Consider the following 20,772-nt stretch of genomic DNA (forward strand, 5'->3'; position numbering starts at 1 on the left):
TTACCCTGTATGTTGCTTTTTCCTTTTCAGTTCCTGCACGGCATCACGCAAGAAGAAATCCAGTGTTTCATCGATCGTCTGTTCCATACCGATAGTCGGTTTCCATCCCAGCAGACGTTCCGCATTTTTAATACTGGGCTTACGATGCTCAACATCCTGATAACCCTGACCGTAATAACTGCTGCTTTCGATCTTTTTAAATCCGGCAAAAGGAGGAAAATTCCCACGTAATTCATGTTTTTCAAAGCTATTCAGCAATATTTCAGCTAATTGACGAATACTGGCTTCATTCGTCGGGTTACCGATGTTAATAATCTGCCCATCACATAAGCCATTTTTATTTTCAATAATTCTGAACAGCGCTTCAATCCCATCATGAATATCAGTAAAACAGCGTTTTTGTTCTCCGCCATCAACTAATTTTATCGGGGAGCCTTCGACCAGATTTAAGATTAACTGAGTAATTGCTCTGGAACTGCCAATACGTGCTGAGTTTAAATTATCCAACCGTGGTCCCATCCAGTTAAATGGACGGAACAGGGTAAATTTCAAACCTTCTTTTTCGCCGTATGCCCAGATAACACGATCAAGTAGTTGTTTGGATACGGAATAGATCCAGCGCTGTTTATTAATTGGTCCCACGATAAGGCGCGATGTGTCTTCATCGAATTCCTTATCATCACACATGCCATAAACTTCGGAAGTAGACGGGAAAATAATCCGCTTGTTGTATTTCACACAATAACGAACAATTTTCAGATTTTCTTCAAAATCCAACTCAAATACACGCAGTGGATTACGGGTATATTCGATAGGCGTAGCGATGGCGACTAACGGCAGAATAACATCACATTTTTTGATGTGATATTCGATCCACTCAGTGTGAATACTGACATCACCTTCAATGAAGTGAAAATGAGGGTTACCAATAAAGCGCTCTATCGCAGAAGAGCCAATATCCATACCGTAAATATCGTAATTACCATCATTCAGCAGACGTTCTGTCAAATGATTACCGATAAAGCCATTTACTCCCAGAATCAAAACTCGCTTACGGCGGGGGATCTGTGCGGTGGCTTTCTGCCCAACCTGAACACCGGTAACTATGCCCATCTCCTGAGCAAGCCGGCTACCCTGAACGTAGATACCTGATTCGCTCTGTCCACTAACAATTTCCAGAGCGCCTGTTCCACACGCAATAACCAGCGGGTCGATGGAGAGCACTGTTCCGGCCTGTTTATCGTGTGTTGTATTCAGTGGAACCGAGCGCCAGATTGTGATTTTTCGCCCACCGAGAAACGTAAATGCGCCGGGATAAGGTTCTGTCACTGCCCGCACAAGGTTATTGATCTCTTCAGACGATTTATGCCAGAAAATTTCACCATCTTCAGTGGTTCTACGACCAAAATAAGTAGCCTGACTTTCATCCTGTGGGATTGAAAGGTAATTATCTGCTTTAAAACGAGGCAGAATATCATTCAGTAATTCAGTTGCTGCTTCACGGATTTTCCCATGTAAGATCAATGAAGTATCAGTTTTCTCAATCTGTACTGCCTGTTGTGCAACAACATCTCCGGCATCGGCCTTTGCTGACATTTTATGTAATGTCACACCTGTTTCTGTCTCACCATTTAAGATCGCCCAGTTAACCGGAGCACGACCACGATATTTTGGTAGCAAAGAGCCATGCAGATTAAACGCACCTTTTTTTGCCAATGATAAAATATCCTGGCTGAGCATATCGCGATAATAAAACGAAAAGATAATATCTGGCTGCATTTCTCGGATATGTTCAACCCAGAGCGGATGATTCACATTTTCCGGCGCAAATACGGATAAACCTAAATCCGCACCTGCACGAGCCACAGAAGAGAAAAAATTATTTTCATTTGGATCATCAACATGTGTAAAAATAGCCCGGATATCGAAACCTGCTTTCACTAATGCATTAAGTCCGGCACAACCAATATCATGGTAGGCAAAAATCACTGCTTTCATTCTTTTTCTTCCTGATTATCGTTGGTCTTTTTATCCCCGACCACTTTTTGAATAAAGTAACGTGGGCGGGCACGAACATCGTTATATATGCGACCGATATATTCTCCGAGTAACCCCATTGCGACGAATTGAGCGCCAATAAACATAAAAAGAATGGCAAATAGGGTAAAGACGCCTTCAGCTGCCCATATAGCACCAAAAATCAGGCGCAAAGCGATCAGTAATACAGCCAACAGAAAACCCGTCACGGCAATAATACTTCCCACTACACTCAATAACCGTAACGGCGCTGTCGTCAGGCAGGTCAGCAGGTCATACATCAGATTTATCAACTTCATAAAACTGTATTTGGAATCACCGAATTCGCGTTCTGCATGGGTTACATCAATTTCAGTTGTTCGGCGAGCGAATGTATTGGCAAGAATAGGAATAAATGTACTGCGTTCATGGCATTGCAACATCGCTCGCACAATATGGCGGCGATATGCACGCAACATACAGCCGTAGTCGCCCATAGAGCGCCCCGTCACTTTCGTTATCATTGCGTTGATCATTTTAGAGGCCGTTTTACGGAACCATGAATCCTGTCGGTTGGCACGGCGTGTACCGACAACATCATATCCCTCTTCAGCAACCTTCACTAAACGGGGGATCTCTTCTGGCGGGTTCTGCAAATCTGCATCAAGTGTGATTACAAGATCACCGCTTGCCTGATGGAACCCCGCCATAATTGCAGAATGCTGCCCATAATTACGGTTCAGCAAAATTGCAATGACATAACTTTCGGGATCTTCAGCTGCACTAGTTAAAATCTCCGCAGAGCTGTCACGGCTGCCATCATCCACCAGAATTAATTCATATTCCTGATTGAGTTGCTGGCAGGCAGAGATAGTTCTTTTTAATAATTGAGGCAAACTTTCTTCTTCGTTATAAACAGGAATAACCACCGAAACTTTTCTAATTTCTTCAAATCCCACTGTTTTTACTCCGCAATAATTTCCAATACCGCATTAACAACCCGATCCACATCGTCGTTACTCATATCTGGAAAAAGGGGTAACGAACAAAGTGTCGCTGAATTCCATTCAGATTCAGGCAGAGACAGAGTTGGATAGCGTTCCCGATAATATTTTTGTGTATGTGCCGCTCTGAAATGTAACCCTGAGCCAATATTGCGTTCTTTCAAACGAGTCATGAAAGTGTCACGGTCAATACCGCAGACTTTTTGATCAACGCGTACCATGAATAAGTGATGAGAATGCTGGTGTTCATATTCAGGAACGCTCAGCATTTTTAGAGGAGAATCATGAAGAGCAGCGGTATAACGGGCTACCAGCTCCCGACGGCGGGCATTCATGGAGGCCAGTTTCCCTAACTGAACAACCGCTATCGCCGCATGAATATCTGACAGGTTGTATTTGAAACCCGGTTCAATAACCTCAGCCTGTGGCTTCCGGCCCTGAAGCTGCCGATCAAACGCATCAACAGCCAGACCGTGGAATTTCAGACTGCGGATTTTTTGCGCCAGTTCATCATTATCTGTAACAAACATGCCACCTTCAGCGCATGTCATGTTTTTGATAGCGTGGAAAGAAAAAATAGCGGTTCCTCGCTCACCTACCCATTCATTTTTATAGCGGGTTCCTACTGCATGAGCCGCATCTTCAATTAAGGGAATACCCGCTTCTTCCGCAACCACACGTAAAGCATCAAGATCACAGGGAGCACCTGCATAGTGGACTGGAATAATCGCTTTGGTTTTCGGAGTAATCGCCTGCCTGACCGTTTCCGCACTGACCATCAATGTATCACGATCAACATCGACCATGACCGGTTCAGCGCCTGACAGGCAAATCATATTAATGGTGGAAACCCAGGTTTGGGAAGGTGTGATAACTTCATCGCCGGGGCCTATTTTCAATGCCAATAATGCCAAGTGCATCCCGGCTGTAGCAGAATACAAAGCAATAGCATGTCTGCAACCAAACATTTGAGCAAAATTCTGTTCTAGCTGCTGGTTTTGTGGCCCCGTAGTAATCCAACCTGAATGTAAAACCTGTTCTACTGCCTCAACCTCTTCACGCCCAATCGATGGACGGGAGAATGGTAAAAAATTGTTCATAATCGCCTTGCGTAGCCTGACTCATTTTATAATTGGAAGACATTCTGACGAACACTTCATAGACAAAATAACAACAAGCAAACAAACTGAGGGCAATCAACGAAAAAAGAGAGAAAAAACAATCAACCAAGGTGATTTCTACCTTTGAAGATTAGAGATGATCTACCCTCCATAACTTATAGTCAGTATTTTGGATATGTCTAATATTTACTTCAAAAATTTCGGATAAATTTCTTTCATTCATCACATTATGTGGTCGACCAGACATAATCAACTCACCACGAGCGAGCAACCATACATTGTCGGCCTGTTCATAAGTGTGATTAAGATCATGGCTACTCAATAAAACAGTCCCTCCCAATACACAAAATTGGTTAATTAATTTATCTAAAATAGCTTGCTGTGTGATATCAAGATTATTAGTCGGCTCATCAAGCAGCAGTAATTTCCCTATCGGATTAAGTTCAGGCCATACCTGCAAAAAAGCGCCCGCTAATCTCACCCGCTGCCACTCGCCTCCAGATAATTGTCCAATTGTTGAAGCCAGTAACGCCGTCAGTTTCAGTTGCTGACAAATTTCATGTAATACCTTTTCACCTTCAGGCTGGGACGCCAACTCAGGGCGATACATATCCAGATATTGAAAAACAGGCATGGCGGGAGCTGAAACCGACTGAGAGAACCACGCCCGACACTGCGCCAGTTCCCTCTGCCGATAATCACTTAATTTTTTACCGTTAAGGTGAATCGTGCCATCATGAGGTAAAATACCGGCAATAGCCGCAAGCAAAGTACTTTTTCCTGAGCCATTCAGCCCTACTAAATGAACTTTCTCTCCGGCCTTGACGGAAGCAGACAGCGAATTCAGTCTGTTGTTGACAGTAATATTATCCAATACTAAAAGTGGTAGCTGAATCATACTATCTTCCCTATTCTCGTTTTTTGGTACTTCCCCATCATTTTTTAAGCTCTTTATATCCGTGGCGCTTTCAATAACAACCAGATAAAAACAGGTGCTCCCAGAGTTGCTGTAACAACCCCTATCGGTATTTCCGCATGGGATAAAGATAAACGAGAAAATAAGTCTGCCAGTAATAAACAACTGCCGCCGGCTAATGTGCAGGCCGGTAATAATGTTTTATGATCCGTCAAACCAATCAGTCTTAAAATATGGGGAATAACTAACCCGATAAAACTAATTGCTCCGGCAAGAGCCACACTCAAACCAACCAGTAATCCCACTGCTGATACAAATAAATTACGCCACTTATGATGCGAAATCCCTAATTGCTGTGCCTGTAATTCACCCAGAGAAAGATAATTAAGTGTTTTCCCGGTTCTACTTAACCAAAGGATCAGCGGGCACAATGCAATCACCAGCCATATTTGGCGCCAGTCAATACCACTGAAACTACCCATCATCCAATACATTAATTGGCGTAAGTCGAGACTGGTACTGAAATAAACCATCCATGTCATTACGGCACCAAATACTACTCCGAAAGCAACCCCGATTAATAATAAACGTGCATTGGTCATTTGGTGCTTTTTAGCAAATCCCAACAGAATTGCAGTCATAAAAAGTGCCCCTAAAACCGCACCAGCACTTAATAGCCACAATGGGGCAATACCATGAAAAATGAGGATCAAGAAAACAACCACTACCCCTGCCCCATTACTGACACCCAATAATCCGGGTTCAGCCAGCGGATTCTCAAATAACGCCTGCATAACTGCACCTGACACCGCTAGACTGGCACCAACGACAAATACTGCCAATGCTCTGGGCAATCTCAACTGCCAAATAAACAACTGGGCGGAATCAGACAGCCATTGAGTTGGCCAGAACCATATTTCACCGGCAGATAGCGATAAAATAAATAATCCAATAGATAAAATAAGCAGTAGAGCTATCACTCGGTAATCACGTTTTTTCTGACGAGTGAGGAGTTCAGAGACAGAATAAATCGGTAAACGATATTTTGATAACATGAGAAGTGAAAATATTCAGGATAAAGAGCAAGAAAAAGACCGCTTAATCGCGGCCTTTTCATATTTTATTCTTTTGGTAACGCTTTTTCTACCCGACTCTTCAACTTTTGCCCAGGGCGAAAGGTGACGACCCGACGAGCAGTAATAGGTATATCCTCGCCAGTTTTCGGATTACGACCTGGACGTTGATTTTTATCTCTCAAATCAAAGTTACCAAATCCAGATAACTTAACCTGCTCCCCATTCTCCAAAGAACGACGCACTTCTTCAAAGAATATTTCCACTAGATCTTTAGCGTCACGTTTGCTAATACCCAGTTTTTCAAACAGATTTTCTGACATTTCAGCTTTAGTAAGCGCCATAAGTTCAGTCCCTCAAGGATGCTTGGAATCGCTGTTCTAATGCAGCAACGCATTTGCTAACGGTCGCAGCAATCTCTTCTTCTTCCAGTGTACGCGAGGTATCCTGCAAGATTAAGCTAATAGCAAGGCTTTTATAGCCTTCCGCGACACCTTTACCACAATACACGTCAAATAAGTTTATGCCAACTATATGATTTACGCCAACTTTCTTACATTCAACCAGAATATCTTCTGCAGCTACATTTTCAGGCACAACTATCGCGATATCACGGCGATTGGATGGGAAGCGAGAAACTTCCTTCATTTCAGGAATTATGCGGTCCGCAAGTTTGTCCCACAACAATTCGAATACCACGGTGCGGCCATTCAAGTCAAGTTTACGTTCCAACTCTGGATGAACGACCCCGATGTAACCAATGTATTTATTTCCCAGATAAATCCCAGCACTTTGTCCGGGATGCAAGGCAGGATGTTCTTCTGCTTTAAAGGAAATCTCGGATAGTTTACCCGTCAGTTCTAAAACGGATTCTAAATCACCTTTCAAATCGAAGAAGTCAACTGCTTGTTTTTCAATCGACCAATGCTCATCGAAACGATTTCCGGCGATTACACCACCAAGCATCAATTCCTGACGAATACCATATTCTGCGCTTTCATCAGGCACAAAACGTAGACCTGATTCAAATAATCGCACTCGGTGTTGCTGACGGTTCTGATTATAAGCAACTGTCGTCAGCAATCCGGTTAGCAAAGACAAGCGCATTGCTGACATATCAGCCGAAATCGGATTTGGCAGAATTAATGCTTCCTGTTGCGGGTGTAATTGCTGCTGGAGCTTAGGATCAACAAAGCTATAGGTGATAACTTCCTGATAACCTTTGTCCACCAGCATAGTTTTGACGCGCTTAAGAGATAAATCCGCTTCACGGTGTGAAGTCATGACCAAATCAGCGCGTACAGGTACATCAGGAATATTGTTGTAGCCATAAATACGGGCAACTTCTTCAACCAGATCTTCTTCAATCTGCATGTCGAAACGCCAGCTCGGAGCTACTGCTTCCCAATTACCATTCTGAACTGTTACCTGACAGCCCAGACGGCTCAGGATGTCCGTTACTTGCTCATCAGCAATATGATGGCCAATCAAACGATCCAATTTATTACGAGTCAGTGTAATAGTTGCTGGCTTTGGTAAATGAGACTCACTGGTAACATCGATAATCTCACCAGCTTCCCCACCACAGATAGCAACCAGTAACTGTGTTGCGTATTCCATTGCTTTAAATTGCAGCTGCGGATCAACGCCACGTTCGAAACGATGAGAGGCATCTGTATGCAAACCATAACGACGGGCACGACCAGTAATTGCCAATGGTGCAAAGAAAGCACACTCCAACAGAATATGTTGTGTTTTTGTACTAACACCAGAATATTCGCCGCCAAAAATTCCTGCCATTGCAAGTGTTTGCTTTTCATCAGCAATCACAAGCGTATCAGCAGAAAGTTCCACTTCATTTCCATCCAGTAGGGTTAATTTTTCACCCTGCTCTGCCAAACGAACAATAATGGAACCGTCTAAACGCTCTAAATCGAACGCGTGTAATGGCTGACCCAGCTCAAGCAACACGTAATTAGTCACATCAACAACAGGATCGATAGAACGAACACCACCACGACGCAGTTTTTCGCGCATCCACAGTGGCGTTTCTGCTTCAACATTGACGTTATTGATAACTCGCCCTAAATAACGCGGACAAGCTTCTGGTGCGTCAACACGAATAGAGAATGTCGCATCTGTAGCAGGTTTAACAGGTTCGATTTCCGGCTCATTCATGGACAATTTATTGATAACGGCAACATCGCGGGCAACGCCCTGAATGCTAAGGCAGTCTGCGCGGTTAGGCGTAATGCTGATTTCAATCGCACTATCATCCAATTTCATGTAATCACGCAAATCGGCACCAATTGGCGCATCAGCTGGTAATTCAATAATACCATCGTGATCATTGCTAATTCCCAGCTCAGAAAGCGAGCAAAGCATACCTTCTGACGGCTCACCACGTAATTTAGCCGCTTTAATTTTAAAATCACCGGGCAATACAGCACCAACGGTAGCAACTGCTACACGCAGACCCTGACGGCAATTTGGTGCACCACAGACGATATCGAGAAGGCTATCACCACCAACATTAACTTTTGTGACGCGCAATTTGTCTGCGTTCGGGTGTTGAGCACATTCAACAACTTCACCGACGAAAACACCATTAAATTGACCCGCTACTTTTTCAACGCCATCAACTTCCAAACCCGCCATGGTGATTTGATCAGACAATTCTTCGCTACTAATGGCAGGATTCGCCCATTCGCGTAACCAGAGTTCACTGAATTTCATGAAATATTCCCGCCTTATTTAAACTGTTTGAGGAAACGCAAATCATTTTCGAAGAAAGCACGTAGATCGGTGACGCCATAACGCAGCATCGTCAAGCGTTCCATTCCCATACCAAAGGCAAAACCAGAATAAACTTCAGGATCAATGCCAACGTTACGCAATACATTCGGGTGAACCATGCCACAACCTAATACTTCCAGCCATTTGCCATTTTTACCCATCACATCAACTTCTGCGGATGGTTCAGTAAACGGAAAATAGGATGGGCGGAAACGAACCTGCATATCTTCTTCAAAGAAGTTATTCAAAAAGTCATGCAACGTGCCCTTCAGATTGGTGAAGCTGATATTCTTATCAACAATCAACCCTTCTATCTGATGGAACATTGGGGTATGTGTCTGATCGTAATCATTCCGGTATACCCGGCCTGGTGCAATGATACGGATAGGTGGCTGCCCCTCTTTCATTGTGCGGATCTGAACACCTGACGTTTGCGTACGTAGCAAACGTTTTGCATCAAACCAAAATGTGTCGTGATCAGCACGAGCCGGATGATGTGCAGGGATATTCAGCGCGTCAAAGTTATGGTAGTCGTCTTCAATTTCCGGACCAGCTTTAACAGAAAAGCCTAACTCACCAAAGAAAGTTTCAATTCGTTCAATCGTACGAGTGACTGGATGTAATCCGCCATTTTCCATACGACGGCCAGGCAATGAAACATCAACTTTTTCTGCTGCCAGACGGGCATTCAGAACATCTGCTTCCAATTTAGCTTTACGTGCATTCAAAGCTTCCTGGACTTCTTGTTTTGCCTGATTAATAACAGCCCCTGCCGCTGGACGCTCCTCGGCAGACAAGTCACGCAGCGATGACATCTGGAGAGTTAAATGGCCTTTTTTTCCCAGGTATTCAACTCGCACCAAATCCAACGCGGCAACATCCTGGGCTTCTTCTACGGCTGCTTTTGCGTTTGCAACCAGCTCAGTAAGATGTGACATCGTTTTCCTCTTCCTTCGGCCAGATGGCCTTTTAGTTGTTATCGACTATGCCCTCAGAATTTTTGTCTCTTAATGAGGTCATAAAAATAAAAAAGCCTCCAGACCGGAGGCTCAAGCGCTGTTTTTCGTTTCTTTTCTTACGCGCAAAGCCCCCTTATTTCAGGCGCTAAAGTAAAAAAAGAAACGAAAAAAGGCTAACTTCATCATTTTTATTCTCTCTCCTGTACCCTTTTCAACCCGACTATTTATAGACTGGCTAATCCAGCTAATAGTAAGCATATTTTCAAAAAAAGTAAAAGAGGGAGCAAAGGCTCCCTCTCTTAACCTGACTTATGCCAGAGCGCCCTTCGCTTTTTCAACCAGAGCAGCAAATGCTACTTTGTCGAATACAGCGATATCAGCCAGAATCTTACGGTCGATTTCAATCGAAGCCTTTTTCAGGCCGTTGATGAAACGGCTGTAAGACATGCCGTTCTGACGTGCAGCAGCGTTGATACGAGCAATCCACAATTGACGGAATTGACGTTTACGCTGACGGCGGTCACGGTAAGCGTACTGACCAGCTTTGATAACTGCCTGGAAAGCAACACGATAAACGCGCGAACGGGCACCGTAGTAACCTTTCGCTTGTTTTAAAATTTTCTTGTGACGTGCACGGGCAATAACACCACGTTTTACGCGAGCCATATACTTCTCCTATCGTCTCTGAGTTCTAATCTAAAAAAATGCTTGCTTATGCGTATGGCAGACAAGCAACAACCAGGCCCAGATCACCTTTGGAGACCATGCCTTTTGGACGTAAATGACGTTTACGCTTAGTTGATTTTTTAGTCAGAATGTGACGAAGGTTAGCGTGCTTACGCTTGAAACCACCACTGGCAGTTTTCTTGAAGCGTTTAGCTGCGCCGCGTACTGTTTTAATCTTTGGCATTTTAATATCCACTTCGCATTGTTAATTACAACGAACTAGTAAGGCGAACAGACTCCTTCCAAACTGGTTGGAGCCTGCTACTTGTATGCCTGACTATTTCTTCTTAGGAGCGAGCACCATGATCATCTGACGGCCTTCGATCTTCGATGGGAAGGATTCGACCACTGCCAGTTCACTCAAATCTTCACGAATGCGGTTAAGCATTTCGATGCCAATCTGTTGATGCGCCATTTCACGTCCACGGAAACGCAGGGTGATTTTGGCTTTATCGCCATCTTCCAGAAAACGAATCAGGTTGCGTAGTTTGACCTGATAGTCGCCTTCATCTGTACCAGGACGGAATTTAATTTCCTTGACCTGAATAACCTTTTGTTTCTTTTTCTGTTCTTTGATTGACTTACTCTTCTCATAGAGGAACTTGCCGTAATCCATGATACGACAAACCGGCGGTTCGGCATTTGGGCTGATTTCCACCAAATCAACACCAGCTTCCTCAGCTTTTTCAAGAGCTTCTCTCAGATTGACAATACCAATCTGCTCGCCATCTAACCCAGTTAAACGAACTTCAGAGGCGCGAATCTCTTCATTAATGCGATTTGGGCGCGCCGGTTGAATTCTTTTTCCGCCTTTAATACCTTATTCCTCCAATTGACGAAGATTGCGACTGCGTATTTCTGCCAGCAACTTCTCTGAGAACTCGCTGACATCTATGCTACCTAAATCCTTACCGCGGCGGGTACGAACGGAAACTTTTCCTGACTCGACCTCTTTATCACCACAGACAAGCATGTAAGGTACACGACGCAGAGTGTGTTCGCGAATTTTAAAGCCAATCTTCTCGTTTCTCAAGTCTGCTTTTGCACGAATGCCTACATCTTGAAGTTTTTTAACCAATTCCTGTACATAATCTGACTGACCATCGGTAATATTCATGACAACCACCTGTTGAGGTGCCAGCCATGTCGGGAAAAACCCGGCATATTCTTCTGTCAGGATACCAATGAAGCGTTCAAGGGAACCCAGAACAGCTCGGTGGATCATTACAGGAACCTTACGTTCGTTATTTTCACCGACATACGACGCACTCAAACGCGCCGGCAATGAAAAATCGAGCTGCACAGTACCACATTGCCACGCTCGATCCAAACAATCATACAAAGTAAATTCAATTTTAGGTCCATAAAATGCACCTTCACCCGGCTGGTACTCAAATTCAATATCATTTGTTTTCAAGGCCTCAGCGAGATCTGCCTCTGCTTCATCCCACTGTTTATCAGTACCAATTCTTTTTTCCGGGCGAGTCGATAGTTTAACAACAATCTTCTCAAAACCAAATGTACCATATACATCATAAATCATTTTGATGCAGCTGCTGACTTCCTGAAGAATTTGATCTTCAGTACAGAAAATATGTGCATCATCCTGAGTAAAGCCACGAACCCGCATCAGGCCATGCAGAGCGCCTGAAGGCTCATTACGATGACAGCTACCAAATTCAGCCATACGCAGCGGTAAATCCCGATAGGATTTTAGCCCCTGATTAAAAATCTGGACGTGTCCCGGGCAATTCATCGGTTTTACGCAGTATTCACGGTTTTCCGACGAAGTGGTGAACATATTTTCTTTATAGTTTTCCCAGTGTCCAGTTTTTTCCCACAGGATGCGGTCCATCATAAATGGGCCTTTCACTTCCTGATATTGGTACTCTTTTAACTTGACACGAACAAACGTTTCTAGTTCACGGAAAATTGTCCAGCCATCATTGTGCCAGAAAGCCATACCCGGCGCTTCTTCCTGCATATGATATAGATCAAGCTGTTTACCAATTTTACGATGGTCACGCTTTGCCGCTTCTTCCAGACGTAATAAATAAGCACTCAGCTGCTTTTTATCTGCCCATGCAGTACCATAAATACGTTGCAACATTTTGTTGTCGCTGTTGCCACGCCAGTATGCACCTGCAACTTTCTGCAATTTGAAATAATGGCAGAAACGCATGTTAGGTACATGTGGGCCACGGCACATATCTACGTATTCTTCGTGATGATACAAACCTGGTTGATCATCACGGCTGATATTCTCATCCAGAATCTGGATCTTATACTCTTCACCACGAGCTGCAAAAGCATCACGAGCTTCCTGCCAGGTTACCCTTTTCTTGATAACATCATAATCTTTCTTGGCAAGCTCCATCATGCGTTTTTCAAGCAGCTCGATATCTTCCTGCGTCAAAGAGCGATCCAAATCGATATCGTAATAGAAGCCATTATCAATCACCGGACCAATTGCCATTTTGGTGTCAGGCCACAGTTGTTTGATTGCATGACCCAGCAAATGCGCACATGAATGGCGGATAATTTCCAGACCTTCTTCATTTTTACTGGTAATAATGGCCAGTGTGGAATCTGTTTCGATTAATTCACACGCATCTACCAATTCGCCATTAACACGACCAGCGATACACGCTTTTGCCAAACCAGCCCCGATATCGCGAGCAACATCCATGACAGAGACGGCGTGCTCAAATTGACGTTGACTACCGTCAGGAAGAGTAATTACAGGCATTTAAAATCCTTATCTACAGTGGTGACCCACACGAAAGATCACTTGTATGAAATATTTACCTCAAGAATTCAATACGTTAATTGCGGGCACTTGCTGCACCATGCAAGTTATGTACACAGTTAAGTACACAAAATGACAAACGACTCATGTACACCGCTTTAACTCGACAGAGGATGTTATCACCCATATCATTCAGCAACAAATAAAAAGAACAACATAGGTATTATTATTCAATGGGCATAAATTCTTTTAGCCAAAAAAACGGCAGTTTTCCTGTAATTTCTCAGTCTCCAAGATTTCCTCACTTCAAGGTTTGAAAAGACTTGGACGCTAATCACTCAACTTATGCTTAGACAATTCTGCATTTATTTTTTTTATTCGCCCCGGTGATACACTTAACGTTAAAAAACAGATCCCCAGCAACTCTAAAATAATCATCAGAAATATCATGACTACCGTATTCAGGCTACTGATATCCTGACCATCCACATATAATATTTTAAATGCAATAAAAAGCATCAAAACAAAAATAACAACAGACATTAATTTCTCAATCCAATAATTGAAAACATAAGAAGCATCAATTTTTATTTTTGCAAAATCCGAATTCACCATGACATATTTTTTTAATCTTTTAATATCGAATATATACCCTGCTTCAATGCCTAGACTGGTCAATTGTATGACTAAGTGCCTAAGATCCTTTGATTTAATCTTAGTCACTTTAAACATAATCTCAGAAGTAATAATATCTTTAATATAGACTTTATCTTCCTCAGTCAGGTATTCATCATATTTCTCAAGATAATCAATATTGTTTGTGAGCCTTCTATTCCTAAAAAAATTCAGGCTGCTATAGACATTTTTAAGCATGACCCAGATACCTCCAAGAAATGCTGTCAAAGCAGACAATATTGATGCTATAGCAGAGTAATTTTTTATTACCCAGTTCAGCAAGTCATCAAACATACATTCACCATTATTGTTTACATAGATAACTATAGTATGAATGCCATATTCAAATTTTCCTGTTTGATACCACTTGCATGGCTAATACTGATGCTGACGAGATAATTCTGTCCTTATGTAAAAACCACCAAAATGAAGGTGGTTTAAAGATGATAACCTGCGTTAATTTATCTATTTTTATCTGGTTGACCATTATGGTTGCCAAAAACTTGTTCAGGAGGTGAATCCCATCCATCACTTCTGGTTGTTTGATATTCTTGATTCAGTGGATACCAGATTTTGTTTTCAGGTTTACTTTTTTCTCCGACAACCAATAACCTAACTTCGGATCCTGTATTATTTATTACAGTGTGACAAATCCCTGTGCCAGCCGGAAAACCAACGGCATCTCCCGGCTCTAATCGATACAGTTCTCCGTTAATCCACACATCAGGTGTTCCCTCAAGCACATACACGAATTCTTCTTCATTCTTTTCTGCGTGGGGGTAAGACGTTCTACGACCGGGTAAAAGGCGCTCGTGGTGGATACCCAGTTTCTTTAGTCCCAGAGATTTACCAAGAGCAGAGCCTATAGTGAAAATTTCATTGCTATCGGGGTATCCTGCTCTCTCTTCTTCTTCGTTTTGTGTCCAATGCTGAATAAATTCAGGTCTTCTGTTTTCTCGTTTTAATGACATGACACTTCCTTTATTATTAAAAAATTATTAGTAGTAGGATAATTACATTGTTCTGAAAATATATTTAGATAACTATATTGGGATGGACGAACGTAGCCAACAAAGAGCAACTGGAGAGACGGAGCGTATTTGTAAAAGAAAGCTATTATGTCCTCTTGATAACTAATAGAAAAAATAATAAATCACATATTCAATTCAGTGTGACAAAAATCACTCTAAATTAAGATAGGCATTCTTCACTTTCCATAAATAACGAGGGGCCTGTGGTGCAGGATGATTATTCTGGACATACTGATAAAACTCATTCGGTGTCATTCGGTTAATTTTATTAATTGCCAACTTACGATCTGAATCAAATGTCCGCAATAATGCTCCAGCGCCATTAACATAGGCAACTATTGTTGCATAATATAAAGTTTCAGGGTTAATAATTCCGCTTAGATGCTGTTTTTTCAAAATACTAATATAGGCAGTACCAAGATCAATATTCGTTTCAGGGTCTTTCAATTCACGCATAGTTGGCTGCCCTGACTTACCTTTCAGTCGATAGGCATCCTTACCTGCTGTAGAGGCTTTAATCTGCATCAATCCAACTGCATTAGATTTGCTGATAACTTCTGGGCGAAAGCCGGATTCAACCTGAATAATTGCCCTGATCAAAACTTCATCCACCCCATAACGTTTTGCAGCCTGTGCAATAAAATTATCAAAGGGTGTTGCTCTTCTCTGATTATTCAATTTATTCTGCGACACCATAATGCCATCGCTGCCGAATATTCTTTTCGATGTTGATTTATGGTCATTTCTTACTTGTTGAGACTCCTGATTTGTACATCCTGTTAGCAATATCATCAGAAAAATATGAACATGAATAAACTTTAATCTCACGAAAAGTTCTCCTAAACTAAAATTAACCTTATAAAGCATATATAATTTTATGAATAAAATGAAAATATTTTTATATATCTCATCAAAATAAATTGAGGCAGTTATATTCAATGAACTTCAAAACACTAGACAACATGTTGTTTTTTTGTTCGCATGATGATTTTAGAAACCAGAAAAATTCAGGATAACCTGCAAAATTATCAATCATATCACTGTATCACCTTGACTTTATAAAGATGATATTGATAATCATTATCAACAATCGCATGCATAACAAATAAGGTTTACAATAATGAACAAAAAACGTTCTTTTTCTATTTTCCCGATACTCCGTATAACTATTACCCTCTTCACTATTACCTTATTCAGCCTGCAAGCTCATGCAGATAAAAAATTCAGGGTTGTAACTACATTTACCATTATTCAGGATATGGCTCAAAATGTCGCAGGGGATGCTGCTATTGTTGAATCTATTACAAAACCCGGCGCAGAAATTCACGATTACCAACCCACCCCCAAAGATATCATTAAGGCGAAGCGAGCTGATCTAATCCTCTGGAACGGGTTAAATTTGGAACGTTGGTTTGAACGTTTTTTTGAAAATATGCAGGATATTCCCGTCGCTATAATCACCGAAGGTATTACGCCACTCCCGATCCGCGAAGGGCCTTATAATCAGAACCCTAATCCCCACGCTTGGATGTCTCCGAATAACGCACTTATTTATATCGAAAATATCCGTAAGGCTTTAGTCAAAAACGATCCACAAAATGCAGATACTTATAACCGTAACGCCAAAATTTATGCTGACAAGATAGCCAAACTGGATGCGCCATTAAGAGAACGCCTGTCTCGTATTCCTGAAAATGAACGCTGGCTGGTAACCAGTGAAGGTGCATTTAGCTATCTCACACAAGACTATGGTTTCAAAGAGGTTTATTTATGGCCAATTAATGCCGAAGCACAAGGTACACCACAGCAGGTCCGCCGTGTCATCGATACGATGATAGAACATAAAATCCCTGTTGTTTTCAGTGAAAGTACTGTTTCAGATAAACCCGCAAAACAAGTCAGCAAAGAAACCGAAGCACGATATGGCGGCGTACTTTATGTTGATTCCCTCTCTACAGCAAAAGGCCCTGTTCCTACCTATATCGATCTGTTGAATATGACAGTCGATACTATCGCAAAAGGATTTAATCAATGAAAAACGCATCGTCATTATTTGAAAAGCCACATTTATTAGTTGATAACGCTACTGTCACTTACAACAACGGCCATACTGCAATTTATGATGCGAGCTTTGATATCACAGGCGGCACCATATGTGCATTAGTAGGAATGAATGGCAGTGGGAAATCGACATTATTCAAAACTATTATGGGGTTAGTTACTCCATCTCAAGGAAAAGTTACCCTTAATGAGCAATCCATAAAAACAGCACTGAAAAAGAATATCATTGCATACGTTCCACAAACTGAAGATGTAGACTGGAACTTTCCGGTTCTGGTTTCTGATGTTGTGATGATGGGGCGCTATGGGAAAATGGGCTTCCTTCGCAGGCCCAGTAAGCTAGACCATCAAATCGTAAATCGCTCACTAGAGCGGGTCGGGCTGATTGAACTACGTGACAGACAAATCGGTGAACTTTCTGGTGGACAGAAAAAACGGGCATTTCTGGCACGCGCACTGGCTCAGGAAGGAAAGGTTCTACTTTTAGATGAACCTTTTACCGGGGTAGATGTTAAAACTGAGAATGCCATTATTGATTTGCTACGTGACCTGCGTGATGAAGGACACCTAATTTTAGTCTCCACACATAACCTCGGCAGTGTTCCCGAATTTTGTGACCATGTTATTTTGATTAATCGCACCGTTCTGGCCAGTGGCCCAACTGAAATTACATTCACGCAGAAGAATCTGGAAACCACATTTGGCGGTGTTTTACGTCATATCAATCTCTCCGGCCCTGAACTCCATGACGATGACGATCCTCGTTCCCTGACCGTCATTACAGATGATGAGCGCGCTGCCGTATTTTACGGTCATGATAATCATGTTCCTCCACGACAAAGTCAAAAACAGAAGGATGAACAGTTATGATGGAACTGTTGCTACAACCATTTAATTATAACTATATGGTGAAAGCCATGTGGGTAAGTGCCATTGTCGGCGCTGTCTGTGCTTTTTTGTCAGCCTATTTAATGCTAAAAGGCTGGTCACTGATGGGGGATGCTCTCTCCCACTCTGTGGTGCCCGGAGTTGCCGGTGCCTATGCCCTCGGTTTACCTTATGCCGGTGGTGCTTTTTTTACCGGTATGCTTGCAGCATTATCGATGACTCTCGTACGCCACATCACACGATTACGTGAAGATGCCGTTATTGGGTTTATATTTTCCACTTTTTTCGCTGCCGGGTTATTGATCGTTTCTTTAAATCCAACATCCGTTAATGTACAAACCATCATCCTCGGCAATATTCTGGGGATCGCTGATGAAGATGTTTTACAGGTAGAAATCATTATTGCTGTATCTTTTATTGTTCTGATGCTGCTCTGGAAAGACCTGCTGGTTGTTTTCTTCGATGAAAACCATGCCCGATCCATCGGGTTATCCCCATTACGCCTGAAAATTATTTTCTTCACTTTATTAAGCGCCTGCACTGTTGCAGCCTTACAAACAGTTGGCGCTATTTTGGTTATTGCTATGGTCGTGACTCCAGGAGCAACTGCGTATCTACTGACAGATCGTTTTAAGAATCTGCTTATCATTTCAGTTGCCATAGGCGCCTTAACCAGTTGTATAGGTGCTTATATTAGCTACTTCCTTAATGGTGCAACCGGAGGAGTCATTGTTACCTTACAGACTCTGATTTTCCTGCTGGCTTTCTTCTTTGCACCTAAATACGGTATGTTGGCCTCTCGCCAACGAGCTAAAAAAGAATCTCAGGCAATTACTCAGGGAGAGCACTCATGAATACCTTGATTGAGTTCATCACGGAACCTTTTATGCATGATTTTATGCAACGTGCCATTGTCGCTGCGATCGTCGTGGGAACTGTCTGCGCAGTATTATCGTGCTATTTAGTGCTGAAGGGTTGGTCATTAATGGGAGATGCCATTTCCCACGCAGTATTACCGGGAATTGTTCTGGCATTTGTTGCAGGAATACCACTTGCAATAGGTGCTTTCCTTTCCGGAATATTTTGCGCCTTTGCCACTGGATATCTGAAAGAGCATAGCCGGGTTAAGGAAGATACCGTCATGGGTGTTGTGTTTTCTGGCATGTTTGCATTTGGTCTGGTACTTTTTACCCGCATAGATACAGAACAACATTTGACCCATATTTTATTCGGCAGTATCCTCGGTATTACCCAAAATGAACTGATCCAAATAATGTGCATTGCAGGGTTCACTCTGGCCGTTGTTCTTCTGAAACGTAAGGATTTCATGCTATATTGCTTTGATCCTAATCAGGCAAAAGTTGTTGGTTTACCAGTAAAACTGCTGCATTATGGCTTATTATCTCTTTTAGCTCTAACCATTGTTGCTTCATTACAAGCTGTTGGGATTATTCTGGTCATTGCAATGTTAATATCCCCCGGGATTATTGCTTTTATTCTATGTCGGAATTTTGAGCATATGATGATTGTTGCCATAATAGCATCAGTCACATCCAGTGTTCTTGGTACAATAGTCAGCTTCCACATTGATGGTGAAACCGGCGCATGCATTGTTATCATTCAGGCTATTTTCTTCGCATTTGCCGTTATTTATGACCAAATAAAATTAGCCAGAAAGAAAATGCATAGAAAACAGGCCAAGGATATATTATCCCCATCAGTGTGAGTTTCAGTAAAATCAAATTAGGGGGCCTATATCTAATTTAAATATGGCCCGCTAATCAGGATTTAAATTCTGTTTTAAACTGTTCAACCACTGCATCTGTATGTAATATGAGCATAGTAATTGTCAACTTAATGAGGTGAGTCATGTGGCAAACTGTTAGCCGTCTATTAAGTGAACATTTTGAAGAGGCAGAAATCCGCAACAAGACAGAATTATCAGGAGGAGATATTCACCGCTCTTGGTCTATTGAGTATGGTGCTCAGCATATCTTTGTTAAGTCCAATACGAAAGAAATGTTGCCTATCTTTAAAACAGAAGCAGAACAACTGGAATTATTAGCCCGTAGCAACACAACCAGAGTACCTGAAGTCTATGGCGTTGGGCATGACCGTAATCATAGCTTCCTTTTACTCGAATATCTTCCTATCAAGCCATTTGATGCCCACAACGCGTACTGCTTTGGCCAACAACTTGCCCGGCTTCACCAATGGAATGAACAACCCAAATTTGGTTTTGATTTTGACAACATGCTTGGCACGACAATTCAACCTAATGGGTGGCAAAAACGCTGGAACCAATTTTATGCAGAAAAGCGTATTGGCTGGCAATTACAACTTGCATCAGATAATGGCATGGTATTCGGAAACATCGATGCAATTGTCGAAAAAGTTAGCAATAAGCTGCACTCTCATCAGCCTGAGCCATCTTTATTACATGGTGATTTATGGCCAATGAATTGCGCATCTTTAGATCACAATAGTGTCGTTGCATTTGATCCTGCCTGTTATTGGGGGGATCGTGAGTGTGATCTCGCTATGCTCCCTTTTTACCCTGAGCTCCCTCTACAGGTTCTTGATGGCTATCAAAGTGTTTGGCCACTACCGTCAGATTTCATTGAACGGCAGCCTCTCTATCAACTCTATTATTTATTGAATCGCTGTAACCTTTTTGGCGGGGATAATTTTACCACTGCACAAAGTATCATCGATAATATATTATCCGAATAAAAATCCGTTCTGATGCAGAATAGC

The 20,772-nt window shown here is 42.2% G+C and carries 21 protein-coding genes and 1 other annotated feature; of the genes, 5 read left to right on the top strand and 16 right to left on the bottom strand.

The window, feature by feature from the left end; all coding sequences use genetic code 11:
* From arnA to AACX38_RS07145, 16 genes are all read right to left on the bottom strand, one after another.
* On the bottom strand, window positions 1-1,998 hold the full coding sequence (arnA, locus tag AACX38_RS07075) for a bifunctional UDP-4-amino-4-deoxy-L-arabinose formyltransferase/UDP-glucuronic acid oxidase ArnA (protein ID WP_228862862.1): 1,998 nt from the start codon (window positions 1,996-1,998) through the stop codon (window positions 1-3).
* Window positions 1,995-2,975, bottom strand: coding sequence for an undecaprenyl-phosphate 4-deoxy-4-formamido-L-arabinose transferase (gene arnC, locus AACX38_RS07080; protein ID WP_228862863.1), 981 nt, complete (start codon window positions 2,973-2,975; stop codon window positions 1,995-1,997). Before arnC ends, arnA begins: the two co-directional genes overlap by 4 nt.
* Before the next feature lie 5 nt (window positions 2,976-2,980).
* A complete protein-coding gene (arnB, locus tag AACX38_RS07085; protein WP_228862864.1) occupies window positions 2,981-4,120 on the bottom strand; it encodes a UDP-4-amino-4-deoxy-L-arabinose aminotransferase in 1,140 nt (379 codons plus the stop codon).
* A 151-nt stretch (window positions 4,121-4,271) separates the two neighbouring features.
* Complete coding sequence (gene btuD / locus AACX38_RS07090; protein WP_099121579.1) at window positions 4,272-5,039, bottom strand: vitamin B12 ABC transporter ATP-binding protein BtuD; 768 nt, start codon at window positions 5,037-5,039, stop codon at window positions 4,272-4,274.
* A gap of 53 nt (window positions 5,040-5,092) precedes the next feature.
* Complete coding sequence (gene btuC / locus AACX38_RS07095) at window positions 5,093-6,112, bottom strand: vitamin B12 ABC transporter permease BtuC (protein WP_228862865.1); 1,020 nt, start codon at window positions 6,110-6,112, stop codon at window positions 5,093-5,095.
* 65 nt (window positions 6,113-6,177) lie between these two features.
* The gene (gene ihfA / locus AACX38_RS07100; protein ID WP_099121581.1) at window positions 6,178-6,474 is read right to left on the bottom strand and encodes an integration host factor subunit alpha; all 297 of its coding nucleotides are present in this window, start codon (window positions 6,472-6,474) and stop codon (window positions 6,178-6,180) included.
* Window positions 6,475-6,478: 4 nt separating this feature from the next.
* The gene (gene pheT, locus AACX38_RS07105; RefSeq protein WP_228862866.1) at window positions 6,479-8,866 is read right to left on the bottom strand and encodes a phenylalanine--tRNA ligase subunit beta; all 2,388 of its coding nucleotides are present in this window, start codon (window positions 8,864-8,866) and stop codon (window positions 6,479-6,481) included.
* Window positions 8,867-8,880: 14 nt separating this feature from the next.
* Entirely contained in the window at window positions 8,881-9,864 is a 984-nt protein-coding gene (gene pheS, locus AACX38_RS07110; protein ID WP_099121583.1) for a phenylalanine--tRNA ligase subunit alpha, read from the bottom strand.
* 85 nt (window positions 9,865-9,949) lie between these two features.
* Window positions 9,950-10,074, bottom strand: a sequence feature (Phe leader region).
* Window positions 10,024-10,143: a pheST operon leader peptide PheM gene (pheM, locus tag AACX38_RS20740; RefSeq protein WP_153043651.1), complete on the bottom strand. Its 120-nt coding sequence runs from the start codon at window positions 10,141-10,143 to the stop codon at window positions 10,024-10,026. Its footprint overlaps the feature before it by 51 nt.
* Window positions 10,144-10,194: 51 nt before the next feature.
* Complete coding sequence (gene rplT / locus AACX38_RS07115) at window positions 10,195-10,551, bottom strand: 50S ribosomal protein L20 (RefSeq protein ID WP_010847342.1); 357 nt, start codon at window positions 10,549-10,551, stop codon at window positions 10,195-10,197.
* 46 nt (window positions 10,552-10,597) lie between these two features.
* Window positions 10,598-10,795, bottom strand: coding sequence for a 50S ribosomal protein L35 (gene rpmI / locus AACX38_RS07120; protein WP_006118955.1), 198 nt, complete (start codon window positions 10,793-10,795; stop codon window positions 10,598-10,600).
* 93 nt (window positions 10,796-10,888) lie between these two features.
* Window positions 10,889-11,428: a translation initiation factor IF-3 gene (gene infC / locus AACX38_RS07125; protein WP_099108187.1), complete on the bottom strand. Its 540-nt coding sequence runs from the start codon at window positions 11,426-11,428 to the stop codon at window positions 10,889-10,891.
* Between the two features lie 3 nt (window positions 11,429-11,431).
* Complete coding sequence (gene thrS, locus AACX38_RS07130) at window positions 11,432-13,360, bottom strand: threonine--tRNA ligase (RefSeq protein ID WP_228862867.1); 1,929 nt, start codon at window positions 13,358-13,360, stop codon at window positions 11,432-11,434.
* 330 nt (window positions 13,361-13,690) lie between these two features.
* Entirely contained in the window at window positions 13,691-14,329 is a 639-nt protein-coding gene (locus AACX38_RS07135; RefSeq protein ID WP_228862868.1) for a hypothetical protein, read from the bottom strand.
* Between the two features lie 167 nt (window positions 14,330-14,496).
* On the bottom strand, window positions 14,497-15,006 hold the full coding sequence (locus AACX38_RS07140) for a cupin domain-containing protein (RefSeq protein WP_228862869.1): 510 nt from the start codon (window positions 15,004-15,006) through the stop codon (window positions 14,497-14,499).
* Between the two features lie 210 nt (window positions 15,007-15,216).
* The gene (locus AACX38_RS07145; RefSeq protein WP_339385665.1) at window positions 15,217-15,894 is read right to left on the bottom strand and encodes a transglycosylase SLT domain-containing protein; all 678 of its coding nucleotides are present in this window, start codon (window positions 15,892-15,894) and stop codon (window positions 15,217-15,219) included.
* A gap of 292 nt (window positions 15,895-16,186) precedes the next feature.
* Between AACX38_RS07145 and AACX38_RS07150 the strand changes: the two genes are divergently transcribed.
* The 5 genes from AACX38_RS07150 (at window position 16,187) to AACX38_RS07170 (ending at window position 20,748) form a co-directional block, all read left to right on the top strand.
* A complete protein-coding gene (locus AACX38_RS07150; RefSeq protein WP_099121587.1) occupies window positions 16,187-17,101 on the top strand; it encodes a metal ABC transporter substrate-binding protein in 915 nt (304 codons plus the stop codon).
* Window positions 17,098-17,997, top strand: a complete 900-nt coding sequence (locus AACX38_RS07155; RefSeq protein ID WP_228862871.1) for a manganese/iron ABC transporter ATP-binding protein — start codon at window positions 17,098-17,100, stop codon at window positions 17,995-17,997. The genes AACX38_RS07150 and AACX38_RS07155 overlap by 4 nt, the downstream gene beginning before the upstream one ends.
* Window positions 17,994-18,869: a metal ABC transporter permease gene (locus tag AACX38_RS07160; RefSeq protein ID WP_228862872.1), complete on the top strand. Its 876-nt coding sequence runs from the start codon at window positions 17,994-17,996 to the stop codon at window positions 18,867-18,869. The genes AACX38_RS07155 and AACX38_RS07160 overlap by 4 nt, the downstream gene beginning before the upstream one ends.
* Window positions 18,866-19,741: a metal ABC transporter permease gene (locus AACX38_RS07165; RefSeq protein WP_228862873.1), complete on the top strand. Its 876-nt coding sequence runs from the start codon at window positions 18,866-18,868 to the stop codon at window positions 19,739-19,741. The genes AACX38_RS07160 and AACX38_RS07165 overlap by 4 nt, the downstream gene beginning before the upstream one ends.
* A gap of 143 nt (window positions 19,742-19,884) precedes the next feature.
* On the top strand, window positions 19,885-20,748 hold the full coding sequence (locus tag AACX38_RS07170; RefSeq protein ID WP_228862874.1) for a fructosamine kinase family protein: 864 nt from the start codon (window positions 19,885-19,887) through the stop codon (window positions 20,746-20,748).
* Window positions 20,749-20,772: the final 24 nt, after the last annotated feature.

It is taken from the genome of Xenorhabdus sp. PB30.3, assembly GCF_963895965.1.
GTDB classification, from domain to species: Bacteria; Pseudomonadota; Gammaproteobacteria; order Enterobacterales; family Enterobacteriaceae; genus Xenorhabdus; species Xenorhabdus stockiae.